Source organism: Streptomyces sp. NPDC060027 (assembly GCF_042737005.1).
GTDB lineage: Bacteria > Actinomycetota > Actinomycetes > Streptomycetales > Streptomycetaceae > Streptomyces.
This window is the reverse complement of the sequence record NZ_JBHWVI010000136.1, coordinates 1-22,865: the sequence shown is the minus strand read 5'-3', so window position 1 is coordinate 22,865 and position 22,865 is coordinate 1. Positions and strand designations below refer to the sequence as shown.

The 22,865-nt window shown below is 71.6% G+C and carries 13 protein-coding genes; 4 read left to right on the top strand and 9 right to left on the bottom strand.

Going from position 1 to position 22,865, the window contains the following annotated elements; all coding sequences use genetic code 11:
* The 3 genes from ACFWBT_RS28235 to ACFWBT_RS28225 form a co-directional block, all read left to right on the top strand.
* The coding region (locus ACFWBT_RS28235) for an aminotransferase class V-fold PLP-dependent enzyme (protein ID WP_385705408.1) at positions 1 to 800 on the top strand (800 nt) is incomplete at its 5' end.
* Positions 801 to 1,084: 284 nt separating this feature from the next.
* Positions 1,085 to 1,504, top strand: coding sequence for a hypothetical protein (locus ACFWBT_RS28230; protein ID WP_385705407.1), 420 nt, complete (start codon positions 1,085 to 1,087; stop codon positions 1,502 to 1,504).
* 262 nt (positions 1,505 to 1,766) lie between these two features.
* Positions 1,767 to 1,991 carry a cold-shock protein gene (locus ACFWBT_RS28225; protein ID WP_385705405.1) on the top strand — a complete coding sequence of 75 codons (225 nt, stop codon included), beginning with the start codon at positions 1,767 to 1,769 and terminating at the stop codon, positions 1,989 to 1,991.
* 307 nt (positions 1,992 to 2,298) lie between these two features.
* On the opposite strand, the gene ACFWBT_RS28220 is transcribed toward ACFWBT_RS28225, so the two are convergent.
* From ACFWBT_RS28220 to ACFWBT_RS28205, 4 genes are all read right to left on the bottom strand, one after another.
* On the bottom strand, positions 2,299 to 3,615 hold the full coding sequence (locus tag ACFWBT_RS28220; protein WP_385705404.1) for a hypothetical protein: 1,317 nt from the start codon (positions 3,613 to 3,615) through the stop codon (positions 2,299 to 2,301).
* Positions 3,616 to 4,067: 452 nt separating this feature from the next.
* Entirely contained in the window at positions 4,068 to 4,835 is a 768-nt protein-coding gene (locus tag ACFWBT_RS28215) for a thioesterase II family protein (protein WP_385705402.1), read from the bottom strand.
* A 101-nt stretch (positions 4,836 to 4,936) separates the two neighbouring features.
* The gene (locus ACFWBT_RS28210; protein ID WP_385705412.1) at positions 4,937 to 6,547 is read right to left on the bottom strand and encodes a GMC oxidoreductase; all 1,611 of its coding nucleotides are present in this window, start codon (positions 6,545 to 6,547) and stop codon (positions 4,937 to 4,939) included.
* A 491-nt stretch (positions 6,548 to 7,038) separates the two neighbouring features.
* Positions 7,039 to 7,617 carry a LuxR C-terminal-related transcriptional regulator gene (locus tag ACFWBT_RS28205; protein WP_385705400.1) on the bottom strand — a complete coding sequence of 193 codons (579 nt, stop codon included), beginning with the start codon at positions 7,615 to 7,617 and terminating at the stop codon, positions 7,039 to 7,041.
* 471 nt (positions 7,618 to 8,088) lie between these two features.
* Between ACFWBT_RS28205 and ACFWBT_RS28200 the strand changes: the two genes are divergently transcribed.
* A complete protein-coding gene (locus tag ACFWBT_RS28200; RefSeq protein ID WP_385705398.1) occupies positions 8,089 to 11,631 on the top strand; it encodes a BTAD domain-containing putative transcriptional regulator in 3,543 nt (1,180 codons plus the stop codon).
* Positions 11,632 to 11,786: 155 nt separating this feature from the next.
* On the opposite strand, the gene ACFWBT_RS28195 is transcribed toward ACFWBT_RS28200, so the two are convergent.
* The 5 genes from ACFWBT_RS28195 to ACFWBT_RS28175 form a co-directional block, all read right to left on the bottom strand.
* Complete coding sequence (locus tag ACFWBT_RS28195) at positions 11,787 to 11,981, bottom strand: ferredoxin (RefSeq protein WP_069925204.1); 195 nt, start codon at positions 11,979 to 11,981, stop codon at positions 11,787 to 11,789.
* 44 nt (positions 11,982 to 12,025) lie between these two features.
* Positions 12,026 to 13,240, bottom strand: coding sequence for a cytochrome P450 (locus ACFWBT_RS28190; protein ID WP_385705395.1), 1,215 nt, complete (start codon positions 13,238 to 13,240; stop codon positions 12,026 to 12,028).
* Between the two features lie 477 nt (positions 13,241 to 13,717).
* On the bottom strand, positions 13,718 to 14,917 hold the full coding sequence (locus tag ACFWBT_RS28185) for a cytochrome P450 (protein ID WP_385705393.1): 1,200 nt from the start codon (positions 14,915 to 14,917) through the stop codon (positions 13,718 to 13,720).
* Between the two features lie 45 nt (positions 14,918 to 14,962).
* A complete protein-coding gene (gene ccrA, locus ACFWBT_RS28180) occupies positions 14,963 to 16,219 on the bottom strand; it encodes a crotonyl-CoA carboxylase/reductase (RefSeq protein WP_385705391.1) in 1,257 nt (418 codons plus the stop codon).
* 60 nt (positions 16,220 to 16,279) lie between these two features.
* The coding region (locus ACFWBT_RS28175; RefSeq protein ID WP_385705389.1) for a type I polyketide synthase at positions 16,280 to 22,865 on the bottom strand (6,586 nt) is incomplete at its 5' end.

Sequence of the window (22,865 nt, the reverse complement as noted above, 5' to 3'; positions counted from 1 at the left end):
CGCAGCGGGACGCCACATTCACCACGCTCACGATGTGCCGCCGTGGCCGGTGCGCCGACCTGGTCCGTGCCGCGCTGACCGAAGACGTCGTCGCCGTGTCCGTCAGCGCCGTGGACTTCCGCACCGGCTTCCGCGCCGACCTGGCGGCGCTGCGCGAGGCGATCGGACCGGACCGGCTGCTGATCCTGGACGCCATCCAGGCGTTCGGCGTGGCCGAGATGGCCTGGGACGCGGCCGACGTCGTGGTGGCGGGCGGTCAGAAATGGCTGCGCGCGGGATGGGCCACCGGCTTCGCGGCCCTGTCCGATCGTGCGCTGGAGTCTCTCGAACCGGTCCTCACCGGCTGGACGGGCGTCGAGGACGTCGGCCTCTTCGACGGAATCGAGCACCCGCCGGCCGCACACGCGCAACGGTGGTCGATCACCAACCTCAGCCCGGTGACGGCCGCCGCGTTCGTGGCCGCGCTGGACCTCGTCGAGCGGCACACCGTCGCGGCGATCGAGGCCGCCATCGCCACCCGGATCACCGAACTCACCGAGGTCGTCGAGAGGCACGGCGCCCGCATCCTCTCCCCCACCGGCCCGGCGCATCGGGCGGGCATCCTCTCGTTCACGATGCCGGACCACGATCCGTCCGTCGTCGCGAAGGCGTTGCACGCCGAGGGCGTCACACCGACGGTGCGCACCGACTCGCTCAGGTTCTCCCCGCACGCCTCGACCCCGCCGGAGGCATCCGAACGGGTGGCCGCGGCACTGTCGTCGCTGGGGAACCGAACCAAGTCGGCGCACGAAGGCAGTTGAGGAAGGTCGAAGTCCCGGTCGCCGTGGCTCTTGTGCCGTTGCTGCCTGTCGCGGCACTAGGCACGAGACCGCAGGGGGCACGAGACCGCAGCGGGACGCCACATTCACCACGCTCACGATGTGCCGCCGTGGCCGGTGCGCGACCTCTCCGCGCTGGTCAGGGAATCAAAAGGGTGTCAGACAGGGAGATCAGGGACTCCGTCGCACCTCGCGTTTATCTGGTTCTTACCCTTCGTGTAGCGTGCGCGCGTTCGATCTCCATGCGACCTCTAGGAAGACCGCCGATGAGCGCTCCGACGCCCTCCGCCGCCCCGCAAGACCCTCAGTTCCCGCAGGGCGGGCCCATACCCGAGGCCGGGCCTGCGCCCACCCCGGCGCCCGCGCCCGCCAAGAAGGGCAAGCTGAAGAAGTTCCTCACCGTCGTCGTCATGATCGTCGTCGCGGTGGCGGTGAAGCTCGGCATCGGCTACGTCTTCAACTCCCCGGTACGCGCTGACGTCGGCGACTGCGTCAAGGTCACCGGCTCCGACAACAACCCCGACGTCGAGACCAAGGGCTGCGACGACAGTGACGCCAACTACAAGGTCGTCAAGGTCGTCAAGGACACCTTCGACGTCAACGCCTGCACCGTTGGCGAGGCCGCGCTCGCGCAGGAGTGGGACGCCGACAAGTTCGTCCTCTGCCTGGACCCCGTGAAGAAGTAGGGCATCGGAACGTGACTCAGGCTGGGCGGCGGTCAGTTGCCCAGCCTGTGCGATCTTCCGTACGAGCGCTGTACCGGCAACCGACGCAACCGCAGCCGAACTTCACCGGCCCTTGGTGCCCAGCCGACCGGCCCGCCAGACCGCGGCAACCGGCCTGCCCGTGGTTCGCAGGTACCATCCGCCCCCGCCCTGAGCACGCACCGCTCGCGATCGCGTCACAAGCGCACCGGTTCGGGCAGTCGGCGCTCGTAGAATGCCTCCCATGGTGACTGCGACCGTCCGCGAGTGGAGCGACGAGGAAGGGTGGGGCGTGCTCGACTCACCCCAGACTCCCGGCGGTTGCTTCGGACACTTCTCCCAGATCGAGGCGACCGGCTTCCGCACGCTGTCGCCCGGCCAGCAGGTCGACCTCACCTGGGAAGCTCCGGGCTTCCCACAGGACGGCTACGACTACCGCGCGGTGAGCATCGTGCCTCGGTCCGCCTGACAGCCACACCTGAAGGCCACACCTGGCATCAGCGCCGGCGCGCCATCGTTCCTCCGCAGTTCGCCGTTCCCGAGGGCTCCCGCACACGCAACTCCGCAAGCAAGGTGCACCCATTGCGGCTCACGGTGGCCCAACGCAGCCGCGGAGCCGGCGCGAGAGTCTTCCCATCCGGCGGGCGGCAGGCCACGGCGAGTATCCGGGTCCGTGACGTGTGCCGTGGTGCTGTCGGCCCGTCCGACGGCCGTGCCGACAGGGCAACCTCTTCGTGACTCACGACAACTACCCAGCCGACCGCCCCACCTCCCGCCTATCCGCCGGGCACTTCATAGACCACGACCACCCCGTGCGAGAAGTTGAGCTCGGAGCCTCCGCCACCGGCCGCGATGGATCCAGCGCCCCACACCTCGTGCGTATCCGGTACCTGGACAAGTTCTCTGAGCGCCAGTTGCTGGGCCCGGTCGAACTCGGTGACCTGGCCGGTCTTCCCCGGTAGCAGGGGCGACTTGTCGATGCGTTCGTATGCGCCGTCGGCGCGAAGCCGGCCCCACCGGAAGACCAGGCCGTGGGCGCCATCCGGGGCGACCGGTCGGGGCCCGGGTAGCTGGTCCGATGTCGGCCCTTCCTCCCAGCGGCTGCCGCCCCAGTGGGCGAGGACGGGCGCCTCGTCCTGTCCCTCATTGGGATCGTCGCCCGGGTAGGACTGCGTGCCGACCGCCCACACGTCGTCCGGCCCTGCCGGTACCACGTCGTTCAGGACCGCGCTCCGGTCGTCGCCGGGGCCCGCATTCGACGGAGGCTGGAACTGCGGGGCCGGGACGAGTTGCCAGCCGCGGCCGTCATAGTGCATCGCGGCCGGCGTGGCACGGCGACCGGGGCTGCTGCCGGTGCTCACCTGTGCGCCGGGGGCGCTGCCGACCGCCCAGATGTCGTCGGGCGCCCGCCCGGCGATCGCGTCCGCCCGGGCCGGCAGCCGGACCTCGGTCCAGTGCGCGCCGGTCCAGTGCCAGACCGTCTGCTCCTCGAGAGGCCATTGCCCCGGGAGCTCGCCGGCCTGCGTCCCTGTCAGCAGCCACACGTCGTCGGGGGCGAAGACGGCCGCGTCCTTGACCTGGTCGGTCATCCGCGGTGGCAGGGGCACGTCCCGCCAACGGCTGCCGTCCCAGCGGGCGACGGCCGGGGTGACGTCCTGGGTACCCACCGGGTTGTCGGTGCCGAAGAACCAGGTGTTCCCCGGCCCGGACGACGCCAGTTTGACCAGAGACATCCGACTGAGCTTCGGCAGGTCGGCAGCGGCGTCGTAGTCCCGCCACTGCCGGCCGTCGTAGTGGACGAAGAATGTCTTGTCCCAGTCGTCTCCGGCGAGACCGACCGCCCATGCGTCCCGGTCGGAGGCGACCGACAGAGCTCTCAGCTCCGCGTGGTCCGCCTTGCTGGAATAGGCGATCTTCCACGCTCCCCCCTTCGCCGAAGGACTCGGGGACGCGGTCTTCGACCGGGTCGTCGAAGGCGTCTTGCCGTCCGCGTCCCGTGCCTGGCCGCCGCAGGCCGTGAGCAGCGTCAGGCACAGAACGGCACCGGCACCGGCGACCCGCGCCGCTTTCCGGCCGCGGGCGTCGATTGCCATGACGGACCTCCAAGCTGGGGGGGGAAAGATCGCGGGAGTCTATTGGTCAACGTGACTGCCCGCACCAGATGATCACCGGGCAGGGCAGGCCGTCAACGGTCACCCACGGCCAGAAGCACACGTACGACGCGCCTGGTCGGGCATCTCCTGGTGGTCGTCCTCGACACCTGCTCCCCCGAGCAGTCACCCACGACAGTGCGAAGCCGAGCGCGGCGTCTCCCCCGACACCGTCGAATCTCAAGCGCATCGTCGCCGCCAGTCTCATCGGCACCACCATCGAGTGGTACGACGTACGCGTCGGTCAGCTCGCGCCGCACGTGCGGGAAGCTGGTGACGGAGCGCTCCGTCGGGGGCTCTGCAGGACGACCTGCTGCCGGCAGGCCATGGCAACGTGCTGCAGCAGGATCGCCGCGCTGTGCGGAGGTCTCACGGCGCGACGGGCAGGCCGGTCCTCATGCCCGGTCGGACGCCTCCAGCTGGGTGGCCATGAGGCGGACGATCTCCGTCTGGTGCTGGGCCAGGAAGAAGTGGCCGCCGGGGAAGACCTTCAGCATGAAGGGGCCGTCGGTGTGCCCGGACCAGGCGGCGGCCTCCTCCACGGTGACCTTCGGGTCGTCGTCGCCGACGAGGCAGGTCACGGGGCAGCGCAGGGGCGGCCCGGGTTCCCAGACGTAGGTCTCGGCTGCGCGGTAGTCCGCCCGGATGGCCGGGAGGATCATGCGCAGGACTTCCTCGTCGCCCAGCAGTTGGGGGTTGGTGCCGCTGAGGCCGCGCATCTCGGCGACGAGGCCGTCGTCGTCGCGCAGGTGGAGAGTCTCGTCACGGTGCGTGGACGGGGCGCGGCGGCCGGAGGCGATGAGGGCGGCGGGCATGACGCCCCGCTCCTGCTCCAGCCGTCGGGCGATCTCGTAGGCGAGGGAGGCGCCCATGCTGTGGCCGAACAGGGCGATGGGCCGGTCGGTCCAGGGCAGGAGGGCCTCGTAGACCTTGTCGGCGAGCGCCGGTACGGAGTCCAGGAGAGGTTCGGTGCGGCGGTCCTGGCGGCCGGGGTACTGCACGCACAGCACGTCGACGCTGTCGGGCATGGACCGGGACACGGGGAAGTAGAAGCTGGCGGAGCCGCCCGCGTGGGGCAGGCAGACCAGCCGGACGCGGCTGTCGGGGCGCGGGTGGAACCTGCGGATCCAGAGGCTGTTGGTCTCGGTGAGCGGGGAGTTCACGGAGTCGTTCCCTTTCGGTTTCGGTTCGACCGCCTGCCGTGGGGCCCGCGCGCGGGGGGGGTGTGGGGGGGGGGCGGGGGCGGCCCGCCCCCCACCGCTGGTCAGGAATCCGTGACGTCCTGCTTGATGATGCGCTCGACGTTCCGCTCCGCCAGTGCCGTGATGGTCACGAACGGGTTGACGCCGATACTGCCGGGGACGAGTGAGCCGTCGGTCACGTAGAGGTTCTTGTATCCGGCGACGCGGCCGTAGTTGTCGGTGGCCTTGCCGAGGACGCAGCCCCCGAGCGGGTGGTAGCAGAAGTCGTCGGCGAAGGCCTTGATCTGCTTGCCGAAGAGGTCGTACCGGTAGACGGTGGCGTTGGCCTTGTTGATGCGGTCGAACAGCGATTTCGCGGCCGCGACCGCCGGTGCGTTCTGGTCCCGGGTCCAGCGCAGGTCCGCCCGGTCCTTGGCGGCGTCGTAGACGAAGGTGCCGCGCTCCGGGTTCTTGGTGATGGCCAGGTAGAGGCTGGCCCAGGTCTCGACTCCCGCCGGCAGGGGGGCGATCTCGGCGAAGACGGGGGTGTCCGGGTTGTCCCAGTCGTCGATGCCGAGGGCGGGGATCGACGACTGCTTGGTGCCCGTGGGGTTCCACACGTGGTTGGCGCGGGCGGTCATGATGTTGCCGTTGGGGCCCCAGCCTCCGCCGATCTCAGGGCTGAGGTTCGGGAGAGTGCCGGTCTCCCGGGCACGCAGCAGCAACTCGGTCGAGCCGAGGCTGCCTGCGCCGAGGAAGAGGTGGCGGCAGGAGATCTCCTTCGTCGCGAGCAGCTTGCCGTCGGCGTCCCTCTGCTCGACGGTCAGCGCATATGTGCCGTCGTTCTGCTGACGGATCGTCCTGACCTCGTGCAAGGTCTCGATGGTGACTTTGCCGGTGCCCAGGGCGGCCGCCAGGTAGCTCTTGTCGAGTGAGACCTTGCCGTGGTTGTTGCCGTAGATCACCTCGGCGGCCAGCGCGGACTTGGGCACCGCACCGTCCGCCTCACGGCGCATGTAGTCCCAGTCGTAGACGTTGGGCACGAAGGTGGTGCTCAGGCCCGCGTTCGAGGCCTGCCGACGCGAGACACGCGCGAACGAGTACCAGTCGGTCCGCTCGAACCAGCTCTTGTCGATGTTGTTGACCCGGAGGGTGGAGTTCGCGCGGGGGAAGTACTTGGTGTACATCTCCTCGGCGTCGACCTGGGGCAGCACCTCCTCGAAGTACGAGCGCCGGGGCGTGACCGCCATGCCGCCGTTGACGAGCGAACCGCCACCGACCCCGCGTCCCACGTATACGGACATCTGGTCGAAGTTGACCCGGTCCAGTACGCCCGCGTAGGGCTCGATGTCCCGGTTGGCGAGGTCGAGCCACAGGAAGGAGCCGAGCGGCGCCTCGGTGCGGGTCTTGAACCAGCTGGAGCGCTTGTCGGGCTTGAGCATTCCGGAGAACACGTTGCCGTCCGGACCGGGCTGGTTCCACAGTCGGCCCATCTCCAGCATCAGGGTGGGGACCCCTGCCTCGCCGAGGCGCAGGGCGGAGACGGCCGCGCCGTAACCGGTGCCGACCACGACGGCAGGGACGAACGTGCCGCCGGAACCACTGGTTGCGGTGGCAGCGGCCGCCCGGGGGGCGGCGGTGATCGTGGTCTGCCCCCCGAGTGCGGCGGCACCCAGGACCGCCAGGCCGAGCATGCGGCGGCGGGACAGAGGCTGGTGGGCAATCACGCTGTGGCTCCTGAACTTGGGGGAAAGGTGAATCGGAACGCCGACCGGAGTGGCGGTCCGGGGCGGAGCGGACCGCGTGAAGATCGCGCAAAGGCCGTCGGCGACGTCCGGATCGGACGCGGGCCGACCCGGTGAAGGCCAGGCACGGCTGTTCGGTTGCCCGGGGCGTGGAAGAGGGCGTCACGGTACGGCCCGCTTCCGGGCGCGGGCAGAGTTCACGCATGTCTTCAGGCGTCCGCCGGACCGGGCGGCAGAGGGCAGGACGCGGCCGGTTCGGGCCGTCCGGCGGCCCGGAGCCTGTGGTAGGCGCCGGTGAGGTGCTCCTCCATCGCGCGTGCACGCACGCGAGCCGCTCCCCCATGTGCTTGCCGGATACCGGGTGAACGGCGAGTCCGGCGACCCTGTGTCCGGCCCGGGCGAACGCCGCGCCGGGCGCCCGCGCGCGGGCCCGTGCCCGCTCACTTCACGAAGTCGTCCACGACCTGGGGCGGCCAGGTGCCGACCTTGAGTACGCCCAGTGAGTAGGCACGGGAGACCAGCGCGGCGCGGTTGGGCACCTTCAGCTTCCGCAGCAGGCAGGTCACGTGGTACTCGACGCCCTGCCGGCTGAGGTAGAGGCTTGCCGCCAAGGGGATGGTGGAGACGCCGGCGGCGATGCCTTCGAGGATGCGCGCGTCCATCGAGGAGAGGATCTTCTTGCGTCGGGGCATCACAGGTGTCTGCTCGGCGTCCCCGGCCGTGGGCATCATGACCAGGATCGCGGTCGTGTCGGGCAGGACGCCGCGTACCGCGACCGCGGTGAGGGGAACGGTGAAGGCGGACTCCGCGCCAGGCCCCACGGCGATGACGGGCGTGACGAATCGCTGGTGTTTCCCTTCGAGTAAATTCAATAATTGACGCATCAACGGTTGCTGAACGCTCGGGTGCACGACGTCACGAAAATTGCGACCGCATATGTCCTCGGACGATCCGTTGAACTGACTGAAGAACTCCTGGTTCGCCTGCTGGATGGTCAAGGTTTTATCGAGACTCGCCATGCACAGGCCCGGAGTTGCAGGTGCTGGACTCAGCAAGAGAGACCTCCCAGAAACTTGGGCGAAATGAACTCGGACGCCGGCGAACGGCCGTGAGGCTGTCGGCAGGGGCGTCATCGGCCCTGGGACCAGCGGTAACTCCAGATGCGAACATCGTGCGTCACGGCCCTTGCAGGGTTCTGGTCGAGTCGCTGGCGGCACCCTTGCCGCCGCCCGCCGTCGTTTTCCGGCCCTCTTGTCGAAATCCTTGCCGGACACCTGATGCTTTCTTGCCAATCGCCGGATCTCCGGCTTGGAGGGCGTCGTTCGCCATGTCAGGATCCACAGAAGAAGGTGTGAGACCAGCCAGCTCGAACCGTCCGTCAGCCATATCCGCAAGCATGATGAGGACCGTTCATGCCTTTCCCTCCGCCCGCAGACGTGTCACCCGGGACGACCGGCCAGGCTGGGCTCCTCCTGAGCGTTCTGGGGCCCATGTCGGCGCGACACGACGGGCATGACCTGCCGCTCGGCCCGCCACGTCGGCGAACCCTGCTCGCCCTGCTGCTCATACGCCTCGGCCGTGTGGTGCCCACCGAGCTGCTCGTCGAGGAACTGTGGGGTGAGCAGGCGCCCCGACACGCCGTCGCCACCCTCCAGAGTCACGTCTCGCATCTGCGACGGTCCCTGCGCGCAAAGACGGGAACAGGCCAAACTTCGGTGCTGCGTCATCGGACACCGGGCTATGTCCTCGATCTCGACCCCGAACACGTCGACGCCTGCCGCTTCGAGCGTCTGGTCACCGACGGACGGCGGCTGCTGGAGCAGCGCGATCCGCTCGCCGCGCATGCACGGCTCACCGAGGCCCTGGGGCTGTGGCGCGGCTCGCCGTACGCGGAGTTCGACGGCCATCCGCCGCTCAGCGACGAGTGCACCCGACTCGAACAGATCCGGCTCACCGCCGTCGAGTCCCGCGCCGAGGCACGGCTGGCTCTCGGCGCGGCCGAGGAGGTGGCCGCCGATCTGGACGGGGAGGCGCGCCGTCATCCCACGCGGGAGCGGCTGGTCGGCCACCTCATGACGGCACTGTCCCGGCTCGGGCGGCAGGCCGAGGCGCTCGAGGTGTACGAGCGGACGCGCAGTCATCTGATCGAGGAGTTCGGCGTGGACACCGCGGCCGAACTGCGCCGGGTCAGAGGCGCGATCCTGCGCCAGGAGCCGGGAGCGAGCGCCCCCTCGAAGAAGCTGTCTCCCGCACCGCTCGAGTCCACCGGAGCGTCGTGTGTCCCGCCGGTGACGAACGAGATCGGTGACGTCGGAGTACAAGACTCCGAGGGCTTGCAGAGCTTCGGGGCCTCCTGGAACGGCGGGACGGCCGTCACGGTCCGGGGGTACGGCCCGGCGGTGGCATCCGGCGGCGCCAACGGGACGGACGAGTCCGGCACGGCCGTCGAACGCGAGGGGATCGCGGGGACCGACGCGCGCCCGAGGGCGCGAACCGATGTGCCGCCGGGCCCGCGGGCGGATGCCGCCGGCACGCGGACCGGGTCGTCCCGGTCGCGGCCCGTTCCCGGACCGGAACACGAGCCTGCTGCCGCCCGGGAAGCCGGGGAATCCCCGGAGTTCGAGTCGGGGTGGGCGCCTGCCCCCTCGCCGTTCACCGGCCGTGGCCAGGAGCTCGACCGCCTGACGACCGCCGCCGCGAGCGCGGTCGTGGGCCACGGCCATGTGGCCGGTGTCCTCGGCCCCCCGGGAGTCGGAAAGACTCGCCTGCTGCTCGAACTCGCGGCGCGTCTGGAGAGCATGGACGCGCACGAGAACGGCTCCAGGCTGGAGGTGCTCTGGAGCCACTGCTTCCCCGGCGAGGGCGTGCCCGCCTACTGGCTGTGGACGCAGATCCTGCGGCGGCTGTCCGCCACCCGGCCGGATGCCTTTCGCGAGGCGACGGAACCGTTCGGCGCCCTGCTCGCCCCACTGATGCCCGAACGGTCGGCTGCCCGGACCGGAGGCCCGGGATGGGCCTCCGACTGGTGCCAGGCTCGCTTCCTCGCCCATGACGCGGTCTGTGAGGTGCTGCTCTCCCTCGCCGGACAACACCCGCTCGTCCTGCTCCTCGAAGATCTGCAATGGGCGGACACCGCCTCCCTCGACCTGCTCAGGCTGCTGAGCACCCGCTGCCAGGGCCATCCGATCAGCATCGTGCTCACGGCGCGGGCGTTCGAGGCCGAGTCGGACGCGACGCTGCGCCGGATGGTCTCCGAGGTGCTACGCGGCCCCAGGACCGAGACGCTGCGGCTCGGCGGGCTTTCCCTGCAGGCCGTCGGTGCCCTCGTCGAGGCACACGCAGGACCTGGTGTGGACCCGAAGGTCGTCGAGGTGCTGCACCGGCGCAGCGAAGGCAACCCGTACTCGGTGATCCAGCTTCTCTCTCTCGTGGACGACGCGCGTAAGCTCCGTCGCCCGGATGCGGCCGACACGCTCCTGGCTCACATTCCCACCGGAGTACGCGAGGCACTGCACCAGCGGTTCGCCGCGCTGCCCGAGCCGGTCCTGCGGGTGCTTCACCTGTGCGCCGTCATCGGAGCCGAGGTGGACACCGACCTGTTGCACCGGACCGCCACGCACGACGATCCGGTCGTCGCGGGTCTTGCGGTCGTCGCGGGTCTTGAGTCGGCCATCCGTGCCGGCCTGCTCGGGGAGGACCCGCACCATCCGGGGCGGCTGCACTTCGCTCACGCCCTGGTCCAGGAGACGCTCGTCGACGAGCTCCCCCGTGAGGACCGCCACCGTCTGCACGCCAGGGTCGCCGACGCGCTGTGCGCGCGCAGGCGCGGGCAGGTGGGGGACGAGGAGATCGAGCGGGTGGCGCATCACAGCTGGCACGCCAAGAGTGCGCTGCCCGCCGCCGAGGTGCTGCCTCGGCTGCTGCTCGCCGCGGAACACGCCGAGCAGTCCATGGCGTACGAGCAGGTCGAGATCTGGCTGCGCCGCGCCGTGCACCTGGTCGGCTTCCTGCCACAGGACGATCCCGCCACAGGGAGGTTGGAACAGGACCTGCACATCCAACTCGGCCAGGTACTCGCCACCACTCGCGGCTACGGCCACCCCGAGGCCGAGACGGCACTGACGCGCGGTCGCGCCCTCAGCACGGCCGCTCATGCCCCCGAGGACCCGTCGGTGCTCTGGGCGCTGTGCACGGCGTACATGGTCACCGGCCGCTACGACGCCTCGCGGCAGTTCTCCGGCCTGCTGCGGAAGATCTCGCGGCAGACCTGGGAGCCCGTGGCGGCGCTCGGTGCGGCGTACGGCGAAGGCATCGTGCTGCATGTGCGCGGGATGCTCCCGCAGGCGCTCGCCGAACTGGAGCGCGGCGTCGGCATAGCGGATCGTTTCGCCAACGAGAATCACGCGCTGGCGCGAACCTTCCAGCACGACCCACGCGTCTCCTGCCGCTCCTACGACACCTTCACCCACTGGCTCCTTGGACACCGGCGGACCGCCGGCGCGCGCCGGCGTGAGCTGTTGAGCCTCACCGAGTACGAAAGCAGGCCGTCCGACCGCTCCTTCGCGCTGTACGTGGACGGGGTCGTGGCGGCTTGGGAGGGTGACACCCTCACCGCACTCGCCTCGAGCGACGAGGGCATCCGCGTCGCGGGCGAACACGGACTGCTCTACTGGAAGGCGATGCTGGGCGTCGTCAAAGGGTGGGGCCTGGCGCACACAGGACACCACGACGACGGCCTCGACCTCATCCACACCTCACTGGCTGAATTGGGCCAGTCCAGGACGTACTTACGCCACCCGCTCCACCTGGGCCTGTTGGGCCAGGCGCAACATCACGGCGGGCGGATCGAGGAGGCGAGGACCACCTTCCGAAAGCTGCTGGCCGCCGTCGAACAACGCCGCGAGCGCGTGTACCTCCACCCGGCACTGCCCGCGACCCCGCTGCTCCACGAACTGCTGAGCCACGGTGCCGACGACGCGCTCACGGGGCGGGGCCCGGGACGGGTCGGGCCCGGCTCCGGCCGACGAGCGTGATGGATCCATGCTCTGCCTCGCCGGTCGACTCATCCAGTTCCATGTCCCCGTGACGCGCCGCTGCGGGACTCAGCAAGCGGTGGCCCTGACCGCCCGGCTCCCGGAGAGCCACCACTCGCACGGTTGCGGACACCGGGCCTCACGGCCGATCCAGCTCAGTCCTCGTGGATCGCGATCGCCTGTACCGGACAGGCCATGGGGACGTCGCGCACGCGCGGGTCCGCCGCCGCGTCCTCATGTCCCGGAACCAGGGCGACCAGCGCGTCGTCGTCCTGGGTGAAGACGCCGGGTGCGGTCATGACGCACTGGCCGGAGCCGATGCACCGGTCGCGGTCGACGGTGATGCGCATGGTGTGGCCGGTCTCGCTCCCTTCCGTTCCTTCCGCCCGGCCCCTCACCAGGTGACCGGGAGCTCGATCGGGCCCTGGGCGTCGTGGCCGGCCTTGATGGGCACCTCGTCCAGGGGTACGGCCAGCCGCAGGCCCGGGATGCGGGCGAAGAGCGCGCCGAGGGCGATCTCGAGTTCGGCGCGGGCGAGGTTCTGCCCCAGGCACTGATGGATGCCGTGGCCGAAGCCGGCGTGGTGGCGTGCGGTGCGCCGGGCGTCGAAGACGTCGGGGTTCTCGTACGCCTTCGCGTCGCGGTTCATCAGTGTGATGGAGACCAGCACCGCGTCCCCGGCCCTGACGGTCTCGCCGCCGACATCGATGTCTTCCTTGGCCATCCGGACCAAGTAGTCGGAGACGGAGGTGAACCGCAGCAGCTCCTCGACCACTCCCGGGAGCGCACCGGGATCGCGTAGCAGCACGTCGGTCTGCTCGGGGTGCTGGATGAGCGTGAGGGCACCGAGGGCGATCGCGTTGACGGTGGTCTCGTGGCCGGCCACCAGCAGGACCAGCGCGATCATGACCACCTCGTCGTGGTCCAGCTCGCCCTCCTCCAACTGGCGTGCGATCAGCTCGTCCAGCAGACCGTCCTCGGGCTCGGCCTGCTTCTTCCCGACCAGGCCGTGCAGATACGTGTAGAGCTCGCCGAAGGCCGCGTCGGCCTCCGCCGACGTCGCGGCGCCCACGAAGTCGCGGGAGCACTCCTCGAAGAAGTCATGGTCGCCGTACGGGACGCCGAGGAGCTCGCAGATCGCCATGGAGGGCACCGGCAGGGCGAAGGCCGACACCAGGTCCACGACCGGCCCCTCCGCCAGCATGTCGTCCAGAAGCCGGTCGACGAGGCTCTGAAGCCTGGGACGGATGGCGTTCATGCGCTTGACGCCGAAGCTGGGGATCAACATGCGCCGCTGACGGGCGTGCAGGGGGTCGTCGACGCCGATCAGCGGGAAGGCGAGCCCGCCGCGGCCCTCGGTGCGCCGGACGACGACGGGGAAGGCCGGGTGACCCCAGTCGGAGGACAGCCGGGGATCGACGAGCAGCGCCCGTCCCTCGGCATGCCCGGTGATCAGCCACGCCGGTCGGCCGTCGAACAGCGTGACCTGCGTCAGCGGGCTCTCGCCCCGCCATTCCGGGTAGGCCTTCGGCGGCTGGTACGGGCAGGTCCGGTCCTGAGGGAAGGACGGAGTCTGCGACCCGGTGAGGCGCATTTCGGTCTCGGTCATGTCGTGCCTTTCGAACAATCGGCAGTGCGGTCGTTCATCGGTGAGTGATGGGCTACGGGAAACAGGTTTCAGTCCGTCGGCAAGGCCGTACGCAGCCTGTCTGCACCCGGCCGTCCGGCCCCGGACCCTTCGTCGGGCAAGTGACCGGCTCCGTGCTCGGTGACGGCCGCCTCGGTGAACGGGACTGCGCGCCGGGCCGCCCGGGACGCGACCGCCGCTGCGTCGCGCTGTGGCGTGCGACAAGCGGCTTCGGGGACGGCCGGCGCGAGGACCGCGGCAGCGGCGGGAGAGTCCCGGCGGCACGAAGACCGGCATGCGGGCTCTCCAGGTCCGACGGTCACGCACCCGAAGCAGGGCAACCAGTGGTGCGCACGGCCGCCTTGGCCGCCGCCGGCGCGAGGCGGCGGCGGAAGGCGTGATCAGCGCACGCGGTCCGCGGGCGCTGATCACCTCTGGGAGTGAGCGGTGGTGCGGAGGTCACCAGGTGACGGGCAGCTCGTGCACGCCGTAGAAGACCATGTCGGTGCGGAAGCGGAGTTCCTCGACGGGCTTGGCAAGGCGCAGGGTCGGGAAACGGCGGAGCAGGGTCTCGAAGACGATCTGAAGCTCGATCCGGGCGAGTTGCTGGCCGATGCACTGGTGTGCGCCGAAGCCGAAGGCCAGATGCGGGGCGGGGCGGCGGGTGATGTCGAACCGCTCCGGCTCCTCCACGAAGGCGGGGTCGAAGTCGGCGGCGAGGACGTGCGCGACGACCTGCTCGCCCTCGGCGATGCGCACGCCACCGAGTTCGACGTCCCGGGTGGCGACGCGTTCGCCGCCGAACTGGCCGATGGTGAGGTAGCGCAGCAGCTCCTCGACCGCGTTGGCGACCAGCGACGGGTCCTCGCGAAGCAGGGCCAGCTGGTCGGGGCGGTCGAGCAACAGCGCCGCGCCTAGGCCGATCATGCAGGCGGTGGTGTCGTGGGCCGCTATCAGCAGGGTGCCGGCCGCGTTCATGAGGAACATGTCGTCGACGACGCCATCGGGGTCCTCTGTGGTGATCAGCGCCGAGATCAGGTCGTCCCCGGGGTCGGCCCGGCGCTCCTGGACGAGCTGGTAGAGCAGCCCGCCCAGGCGCATGCCGGCGGCCTCGGTGGCGGCGGCGTCCTGGTCGACCCGCATCATCGCCTCGGCGATGTCCTGGAACTCCGCCCGGCGCTCGACCGGGACACCGAACAGGTCGGAGATCACCATGGACGGCACCGGGTTGGCGAAGGTCTTCACCAGGTCGACCGGGCCGCCCTGCGCCTCGATGGCATCGAGGTGCTCGTCGACGATGCGCTGGATGTTCGGCCGGAGCGCCTGCATGCGCCGGACGGTGAACTCCTTGGCGAGCAGCTTGCGGTCCGAGGTGTGCTCCGGCTCGTCCTGCCACAGCAGGCTGCCGCGGCCGGGCTTCTGCGTGACGACGCCGTCCTGGGTGTGCAGTGCGTGGGGCACCTGGACGCTGAACGAGGGGGCGCGCAGCAGGGCGCGCACCTCCTCGTAACCGGTCACCAGCCACGCCTCCTGGCCGCTGGTGAAGGTGGCCCGGGTCACCGGGGCGGCCGCCCGGATGTCGGCGATGCCGTCCGGCGGCAGGAACGGACAGCTGCGGGCCTTGGGGACGGCGGGCACGTCGACGGTGGGCTCGGGCATGACTCTCCTTGCGCTTGTGGAAAGGGGGTTCGTACGGCGGGACGGTCAGGCGGCGGCGAGTTCGAGCGTGATCTCGCCGCGCCGGGGCGCGTTCACGAGGACGGCCATGTTCCCGGAGGGGTGCACGTTGTCGTGCATCATCTGGTGCATGCGCCCGATGTCCTGGAGGCCTTCGCAGACGGACAGACAGGGGTCGAGCATGCCGGCGCCGACGAGGCTGATGACCTCGCGGCACTGGCGGGTGTCGGCGTAGTGCGAGCCCTGGAGGCGCTTGGAGCGCATCCACAGGTGGCGCAGGTCGACGTCGCCGTTGTAGCCGGAGGTGCCACCGCAGATCACCACCATGCCGGCGTTGTCGCACAGGTACATCGAGGTCGGCAGGGTGTCCTGGCCGCTGTGCTCCAGCACGATCCGCGGGGACCTGCGCTCACCGAGGATCTCCCAGACCTTCTTGCCGACCCCGCGAGCGCCGCGCAGGAACCGCGCCGACGCCTCGGCGTCCCCGGCATCGGGCAGCCGGCCCCAATGATCGAAGTCACGGCGGTTGATGGTGCCCACCGCCCCGAGGCGGCGGCAGTACTCGGAGCGGTCCTCGCTGGAGACCACGGCGATCGGGATGCCGCCGGCCAGCCTGACGAGCTGGATGGCCATCGAGCCGAGGCCGCCCGCACCGCCCCAGATCAGCACGGGGTCGCCGGGGCGGACCGTGTTGCCCTGCCAGCCGAACAGCTGCCGGTAGGCGGTGGGCCCGGTGAGCAGGAAGGCCGCCGACTCCTCCCACGACAGATGGGCGGGCTTGGGGTGGCACTGGTACTCGTCGACGCGGCAGAACTGCGCGAAGGAACCGTAGTTGGTCTCGTATCCCCAGGCCTTGATGCTCTCCGAGACCAGAGGGTCCGTGCCCAGCCGGATGTCCGCGGCGGCCTCGTCCCACTGGCCGCTGGTGAGCAGCACGTGGTCACCCACCTCGACGTTGCGGACGTCTTCGCCGACGGCCCACACCACGCCGGAGGCCTCCGAGCCTCCGATGTGGAAGTCCTCGGGCTGGCCCTGGCGCTGTCGCATGCCGATGACGTCGACCGGCTCGCCCAGCGAGGACCACACATTGTTGTAGTTGATGCCGGCGGCCATCACGTAGACCAGCACCTGGCCCCGGCCCACCTGGGGGGTGTCGACGACCTCGGTGCGGAACGCCTGCTTCGGCTCTCCGAAGCGGTTCTGGCGGATCACCGAGGCGTACATCTGCCGCGGGACCTCACCGAGGGGCGGGGTCTCGCCTGTCTCGTAGAGAGTCTTCGTCATGGTTTCTCTCCCACATCTGCTCTGTCCGGGTCCGGGGTGCCCGCGGTGGTCGCGGGCCGGTCATGCGGTCGTTGCGTCCGGAGGTGCGGCAGGGCCGGACGGATCGGTGACGACGTCCGCCAGCCAGGAATCCACCGCCGCCGCGGTGCTGCCGGCGTGGTCCTCCAGCATCGAGTAGTGGTTTCCGGCCACTTCGACGATCGTGTCCACGTGCTCGGGCGGTGCCGCGCGCCCGTCGCCGTCCGCGGCGTCGGCCAGCATGGGCTCGCTCGCCCGTACGAGCAGGGTCGGCGCGGCGATCTGCGGCGCGGCCCAGCCGTCGAACAGGCACATGTAGCGGCCCATCGCGGTGAGCTGTTCGCCGCCGGACCTCATGAAGTCCAGGCGCTGCGACTGCGCCTGGGCCATCGCGTTGAGCACCTGGTGGTCGAAGGGGACCTCGCGGCTGAAGCTGTCGACCATGACCACGGCCGCCGGCCGCTCGCCCATGGCCTCCAGGTGTGCCGCCACGCCGTGGGCGATCCAGCCGCCCGAGGAGTAGCCGAGCAGGACGACCGGCTTTCCGCCGGCGCACTCCCGTACGGTCTGCGCGTGCAGCCGGAGCACGACGTCCGGATCGGACGGGACCGGCTCGCCCTTCTCGTAGCCGGGGTGGACCAGCGCCCACACGTCCAGCCGGTCGCGGAAGGGTGCGGCGAACCGCGCGTACTGATGCGCCCCGGCCGGTACGACGTACGGCGACAAGCACATCAGCGCGAGGGGACGGTCGCCTTGCGACAGCCGTACCGGGGCGGGCCGCCGGTCCAGTTCCTCGGGCCGCTGGAACGAGGGCCGGAAACGGGCCGCCTCCATCAGCATCCCCATGGCCTCGGCGGCCGTCCCGTTCTCGCTCGCGTGCCGGTAGAGCTGCACCAGCATGTCGGCGGACCCCTCCTCCGCCGTGCCGTGGCCGGCGCCCCGGAGCCGCGTCAACAGGTGCCTGGCGAGCCTGACGGGCGTGGGATGGTCGAAAGCCAGTCCGGCGGGCAGGCGGACACCGGTCGCCGCCGACAGGCGCCGGCGCAGGTCGATCGCGGTGAGCGAGTCGAAGCCGAGCTCCAGGAAGTGCGCGGTGGGCGGCACGTCCTCGGCCGACGCGTGACCGAGGACCACGGCGCTCTGGGCGCGGACGTGCTCCAGCAGCCGCTCCTCCTGCTCGGCCGGGGCGAGTGCGGCGAGCTCGGTCGCCAGCGCCGCTTCGGCGCCGGTCTCCTCGCCGGCGGTCTGCTCGGCCTCCAGGAGCCGCTGTACGTCGGGCAGGTCGGCCAGCAGCGGGCTGGGCCGTCCGACGGTGAAGGCGGGCAGGAACTTCTCCCAGTCGATCGGGGCGACGGTGAGGGCCGCCTCGTCGTGCTCGACGGCCTGGCGCAGGGCGGTGATCGCGAGGTAGGGGGCCATGAGGCCCAGGCCCCGCCGCTCGCCGCGCTCCTGGACCGCGTCGTCGACCATGCCGCCGCCCGCCCAGCCGCCCCAGGCGACCGAGGTCGCGGTCAGGCCGCGGGCCCGCCGCCGCAGTGCCAGGGCGTCGAGGAAGGCGTTGGCGGCGGCGTAGGAGGCCTGCCCGCCGCTGCCCCAGACGCCGGCACCGGAGGCGAAGAGGACGAACGCGTCCAGCTCACGGCCGTCGAGCAACTCGTCGAGGTGGATGGCGCCGGTGACCTTGGCGGCCGCGGCTTCGGTGAACTCGTCGAGACCGGCGTCGGCCAGCGGGGACGACCGTGCCGTGCCGGCGGCGTGCAGCACCGCGGTGAGTGGGTGCCGGGACTCGATGCCGGCGAGCAGCCGGGCGACCGCGTCACGGTCGGCGATGTCGCAGGCGACGATGGTCACTTCGGCGCCCAGGGCGGTCAGCTCCGCGTGCAGCTCCCGCGCACCGGGGGCGTCGGGCCCGCTCCTGCTGGTGAGCACCAGGTGCTGCGCGCCCGCGCCGGCCAGCCAACGGGCGAGGTGCCGGCCCACGCCACCGGTTCCGCCGGTGACCAGGACGGTGCCGCGCGGCTGCCACGGTGTCGCGGACTCCACGTCGGCGGGCCGCGCCCGGACCAAGCGCCGGCCGTACACGCCGTCGACCCGTACGGCGAGCTGATCCTCGTCGTGCCGGGCCAGCGCCCCGGCCAGGCGGCGCAGCGCGTGCTCGTCCAGCTTCTCGGGCAGGTCGACGAGACCGCCCCAGCGCCGGGGCAGTTCCAGTGCGGCGACGACGCCCAGGCCCCAGAGCTGTGCCTGGCCGGCGTCGCGCAGCGGGTCGGTGGCTCCGGTGGACACGGCTCCGCGGGTCGCACACCACAGCGGTGCCTGGACGTCCGCGTCGCCCAGCGCCTGCACCAGGGTGACGGTCGCGGCGAGGCTCGCGGACAACGTGGGGTGGGCCGGGTGGCGGCCGGGGGCGAGGCCGAGCATCGACAGGACACCGGCGGGCTGTTCGCCGCCGAGTTCCTCGGTGAGCCGTTTCGCGGCCTGCGACCGGTCGCAGTCGACGGGGAGTTCGACGACCCGCACCTTGGCGCCGTGGGCGCCGAGCACGCCGACGACGCAGGGCGCCCACTGCTCGTCCGCCATTCCGGCGGGGAAAACGGCGAGCCACAGGCCGTCCAGGCCGGGGGCCGGGTGGTCGGTCAGCCGCCGGAAGGAGACTCGGTAGCGCCAGCCGTCCACGGTGGACTTCTCGCGACTGCGCCGACGCCACGCGGACAGCACCGGCAGCGCCGGGCCGACGAGGTCGGCGTCATCCGCCCCGAGTTCATCGGCGAGCCCGGACAGGTCCGTGTTCTCCACCAGATCCCAGAACCCGGCCTCGACCGGATCGGTGCCCGGGGGCACCGGGTCGGCGCTCTCCAGCCAGTACCTCTGCCGTTGGAACGCGTACGTCGGCAGGTCCACGCGCCGTACCGGACGCCCGGCGAAGGGGACCGTCAAGTCGACGGGCACGCCGCTCACCTGCAGTTCGGACACGGAGCGCAGGAAGCGGTCCATGCCGCCCTGGTCCCTGCGCAGCGAGGCGCCGGTCACGGCGTCGGCACCGGCCTCCTCCGCGGTCTCCTGCACCGAGCCGGCCAGCAGTGGGTGCGCGCTGCACTCGACGAACACCCCGTGCCCGTCCGTCAGCAGCGACCGTACGGTCCGCTCGAACTCCACCGTGTGCCGCGCGTTGCGGTACCAGTACTCGGCGTCCAGTGTGGTGGTGTCCAGCACGCTGCCGGTCACCGTGGAGTAGAAGGGGATGTCCGCCGCGCGCGGCGCGACCGGGGCGAGCAGCTCGAGCAGTTCGGGGCGCAGGCTCTCGACCTGGGCGGAGTGCCCGGCGCCGGTGGCGCCGCGGACCCTGCGCACGCGCACGCCCTCGGCTTCGAGTTCCGCCAGGAGTTCGTCGACCGCGTCGGGCTCTCCGGAGACGGTCAGGGCGGCGGGCCCGTTCACGGCGGCGACCGACAGCCGGTCCCCGTACTTCTCCAGCCTCGCGCGCACCCGATCGGCGGGCATGGCGACCGCGAGCATGGCGCCCTTGCCGATGAGCTTGGTCAGCGAGCGGCTGCGCAGGGCCACGATCCGGGCCGCGTCGTCCAGGGTCAGCGCGCCCGCGACGTACGCGGCGGCGACCTCGCCCTGCGAGTGGCCGACGACGGCGGCAGGCGTCACACCGTAGGAGCGCCAGAGGGCGGCCAGCGACACCATGACGGTGAACAGCGCGGGCTGGGCGACCTCCACCTCGGCCACGTCCGGCGCGTCGGGCTCGGCGCGCAGGACGTCGAGCAGCGGCCAGTCGAGGTAGGGGGCGAACGCCTCGGCGCAGGCCTTCGCCCGCTCGGCGAAGACCGGGGCGGTGTCCAGCAGTTCGCGGGCCATCTCGGTCCACTGCGAGCCGTGGCCGGGGAAGACGAAGGCGACCTTGCCGGAGGCCGCGGCGGTGCCCTGGACCACGGTGTCCGCGGGTTCGCCGTCGGCGAGCGCCGCGAGCCCGGCCCGCAGCTCGTGCCGGTCGTGGCCGACGACCACGGCCCGCTGCTCCAGCGGCGTCCGCGTGGTGACGAGGGCGCGGCCGACGTCGGGCAGCGAGAGCCCTTCGGTTGCACGGTCGAGGTGGTTCAGGAGCCGGCGGGCCTGCTCGCGCAGGGACCGGGCGGTCTTCGCGGACAGCGCCCACGGGAGCACGTCCAAGGGGCGGGCGGCGGTCGCGTCCTGCGCTGCGGGGGGCTGTTCGCCCTCGGTGGCGGGCGCGGTCCGCGGGGCCTGCTCGATGATGGTGTGCACGTTGGTGCCGCTCATCCCGAACGAGGAGACGGCCGCACGCCGTGGCCTGTCCCGGTCGGGCCAGGCGGTCTGCTCGGTGAGCAGGCGCACGTTCCCCCTGGACCAGTCGACGTCCGGGGTCGGCTCATCGACGTGCAGCGTCCGCGGCAGGACGCCGCTGCGGATGGCCATCACCATCTTGATGACGCCGCCGACGCCCGCGGCCGCCTGCGCGTGGCCGATGTTGGACTTCAGCGAACCGAGCCACAGCGGCCGGTCCTCGGAACGCTCCTCGCCGTACGTGGCCAGCAGCGCCTGTGCCTCGATCGGGTCGCCGAGCCGGGTCCCGGTGCCATGGGCCTCCACGGCGTCCACCTCGTCCGCGGCGAGCCGGGCATTGGCCAGCGCCTGCCGGATGACCTGCTGCTGGGCCTTGCCGCTGGGCGCGGTCAGGCCGTTGGAGGCGCCGTCCTGGTTGACCGCGCTGCCCCGCACGACGGCGAGGACCTCGTGCCCGTTGCGGCGGGCGTCGGACAGCCGCTCCACCAGGACCAGGCCCACGCCCTCGGCGAAGCCGGTGCCGTCGGCGGACGAGGAGAACGCCTTGCAGCGGCCGTCGGCGGACAGCGCGCGCTGCCGGCTGGACATCGTGAACGCGGACGGTCCGGCCATCACCATCACTCCGCCGGCCAGTGCCATGGAGCACTCGCCGCCCCGCAGCGCCTGCACGGCGAGGTGGAGGGCGGTCAGCGAGGACGAGCAGGCGGTGTCGACGGTGACCGACGGGCCCTGCAGGCCGAAGGTGTAGGAGAGCCGGCCGGAGATCACGCTGGCCGCGTTGCCGCTGGGAATGTAGCCCTCGACGCCGTCGGGCACCTTGAGCGGGCGGCCGGTGTAGTCCTGGTAGCCGGAGCCGACGAAGACGCCCGTGGCGGTGGAGCGCATCGCGTGGGGGGCGATCCCGGCGCGCTCGAAGGCCTCCCAGGTGGTCTCCAGCAGCAGGCGCTGCTGCGGGTCCATGGCGACGGCCTCACGCGGGCTGATTCCGAAGACCGCGGGGTCGAACTCGTCCGCGTCGTGCAGGAATCCGCCCTGGGTGGTGTACGTGGTGCCGGGGTGATCGGGGTCCGGGTGGTAGAGCCGTTCGACGTCCCAGCCGCGGTTGCCGGGGAAGCGGGAGATCGCGTCGCGGCCGGAGGCGACCAGCTCCCACAGGTCCTCGGGTGAGCGCACGCCGCCGGGGTAGCGGCAGGCCATGCCGATGATGGCGATCGGCTCGTCCAGCACCGCGGCGGCCGTGGCGGCCGTGGCCTTCGCGTCCTGGCCGCCGGTGAGTTCGGTGAGCAGGTGGGCGGCGAGGTCCGCGGCCGTGGGGTGGTCGAAGACCAGCGTCGTGGGCAGGGCGAGGCCGGTGGCCTCGTTGATGCGGTTGCGGAGTTCCACCGCGGTCAGGGAGTCGAAGCCGAGGTCCCGGAAGGGCCGGTCGGTCTCGACGGCGCCCGCTCCGCGGTGACCGAGGACGGCGGCGGCGTGCGTGCGCACGAGGTCCACGAGGGCCCGTGCACGGTCCTCGTGCGACAGCCCGGCCAGGCTCTCGGCGAGCGCCCCGGAGCCGCGGCCCGCTTCGGCGGCGTCCTCCGTGAGGGTCGCGCGTACCTCGGGGAGGTCGCCGAGCAGCGGGCTGGGCCGGCCGAGGGTGAAGGGCACGATGAAGCGCGGCCAGTCCACGTCGGCCACGGTCAGCAGGATCTCGTCGCGGTCGAGCGCGTGCTGCAGGGCGGTGATCGCCGATGCGGGGGTCATCGCGCGAAGGCCGCGGCGGCGCAGCCGCTCCTCGTCGTCGCCGTCCTCGACCATGCCGCCGTCGGCCCAGGGGCCCCAGGAGACGGCGGTCGCGGTGAGTCCGCGGTCGCGGCGCCGCCGGGCGAGACCGTCCAGGAAGGCGTTGCCGGCGGCGTAGGCGGCCTGGCCGCCGCTGCCCCAGACGCCGGAGACGGAGGAGAAGAGGACGAAGGCGTCGAGCTCCTGGTCGCCCAGCAGTTCGTCCAGGTGCGCCGCGCCGCCGGCCTTGGCGGCGAGCGCGGCGGCGAAGACGGCCGGGGTGGTGGCGTCCACCGTGCCGGCGTCGGCGACCCCCGCGGCGTGCACGACGGCGGTGAAGGCGTGCTCGGCGAGCAGGACCGCCACGGCGTCGCGGTCGGCCACGTCGCAGGCGACGAGGGTGACGCGGGCACCGAGGGCTTCCAGCTCGTCCCGCAGGGCGGCGGCGCCCGGGGCGTCCGCGCCCCGACGGCTGGTGAGGACGAGGTGTTCGGCGCCGCCGCGCGCCAGCCAGCGGGCGACGTGGCCGCCCAGCGCACCCGTACCACCGGTGATGAGG

Bases quoted from the DNA above. Each gene is read 5' to 3' on its own strand.
- ACFWBT_RS28205 (WP_385705400.1), bottom strand. From the start codon at position 7,617: ATGGCGAGTCTCGATAAAACCTTGACCATCCAGCAGGCGAACCAGGAG.
- ACFWBT_RS28220 (WP_385705404.1), bottom strand. From the start codon at position 3,615: ATGGCAATCGACGCCCGCGGCCGGAAAGCGGCGCGGGTCGCCGGTGCC.
- ACFWBT_RS28190 (WP_385705395.1), bottom strand. From the start codon at position 13,240: ATGACCGAGACCGAAATGCGCCTCACCGGGTCGCAGACTCCGTCCTTC.
- ccrA (WP_385705391.1), bottom strand. From the start codon at position 16,219: ATGACGAAGACTCTCTACGAGACAGGCGAGACCCCGCCCCTCGGTGAG.
- ACFWBT_RS28200 (WP_385705398.1), top strand. From the start codon at position 8,089: ATGTCGGCGCGACACGACGGGCATGACCTGCCGCTCGGCCCGCCACGT.
- ACFWBT_RS28185 (WP_385705393.1), bottom strand. From the start codon at position 14,917: ATGCCCGAGCCCACCGTCGACGTGCCCGCCGTCCCCAAGGCCCGCAGC.
- ACFWBT_RS28210 (WP_385705412.1), bottom strand. From the start codon at position 6,547: ATGCTCGGCCTGGCGGTCCTGGGTGCCGCCGCACTCGGGGGGCAGACC.
- ACFWBT_RS28195 (WP_069925204.1), bottom strand. From the start codon at position 11,981: ATGCGCATCACCGTCGACCGCGACCGGTGCATCGGCTCCGGCCAGTGC.
- ACFWBT_RS28225 (WP_385705405.1), top strand. From the start codon at position 1,767: ATGGTGACTGCGACCGTCCGCGAGTGGAGCGACGAGGAAGGGTGGGGC.
- ACFWBT_RS28230 (WP_385705407.1), top strand. From the start codon at position 1,085: ATGAGCGCTCCGACGCCCTCCGCCGCCCCGCAAGACCCTCAGTTCCCG.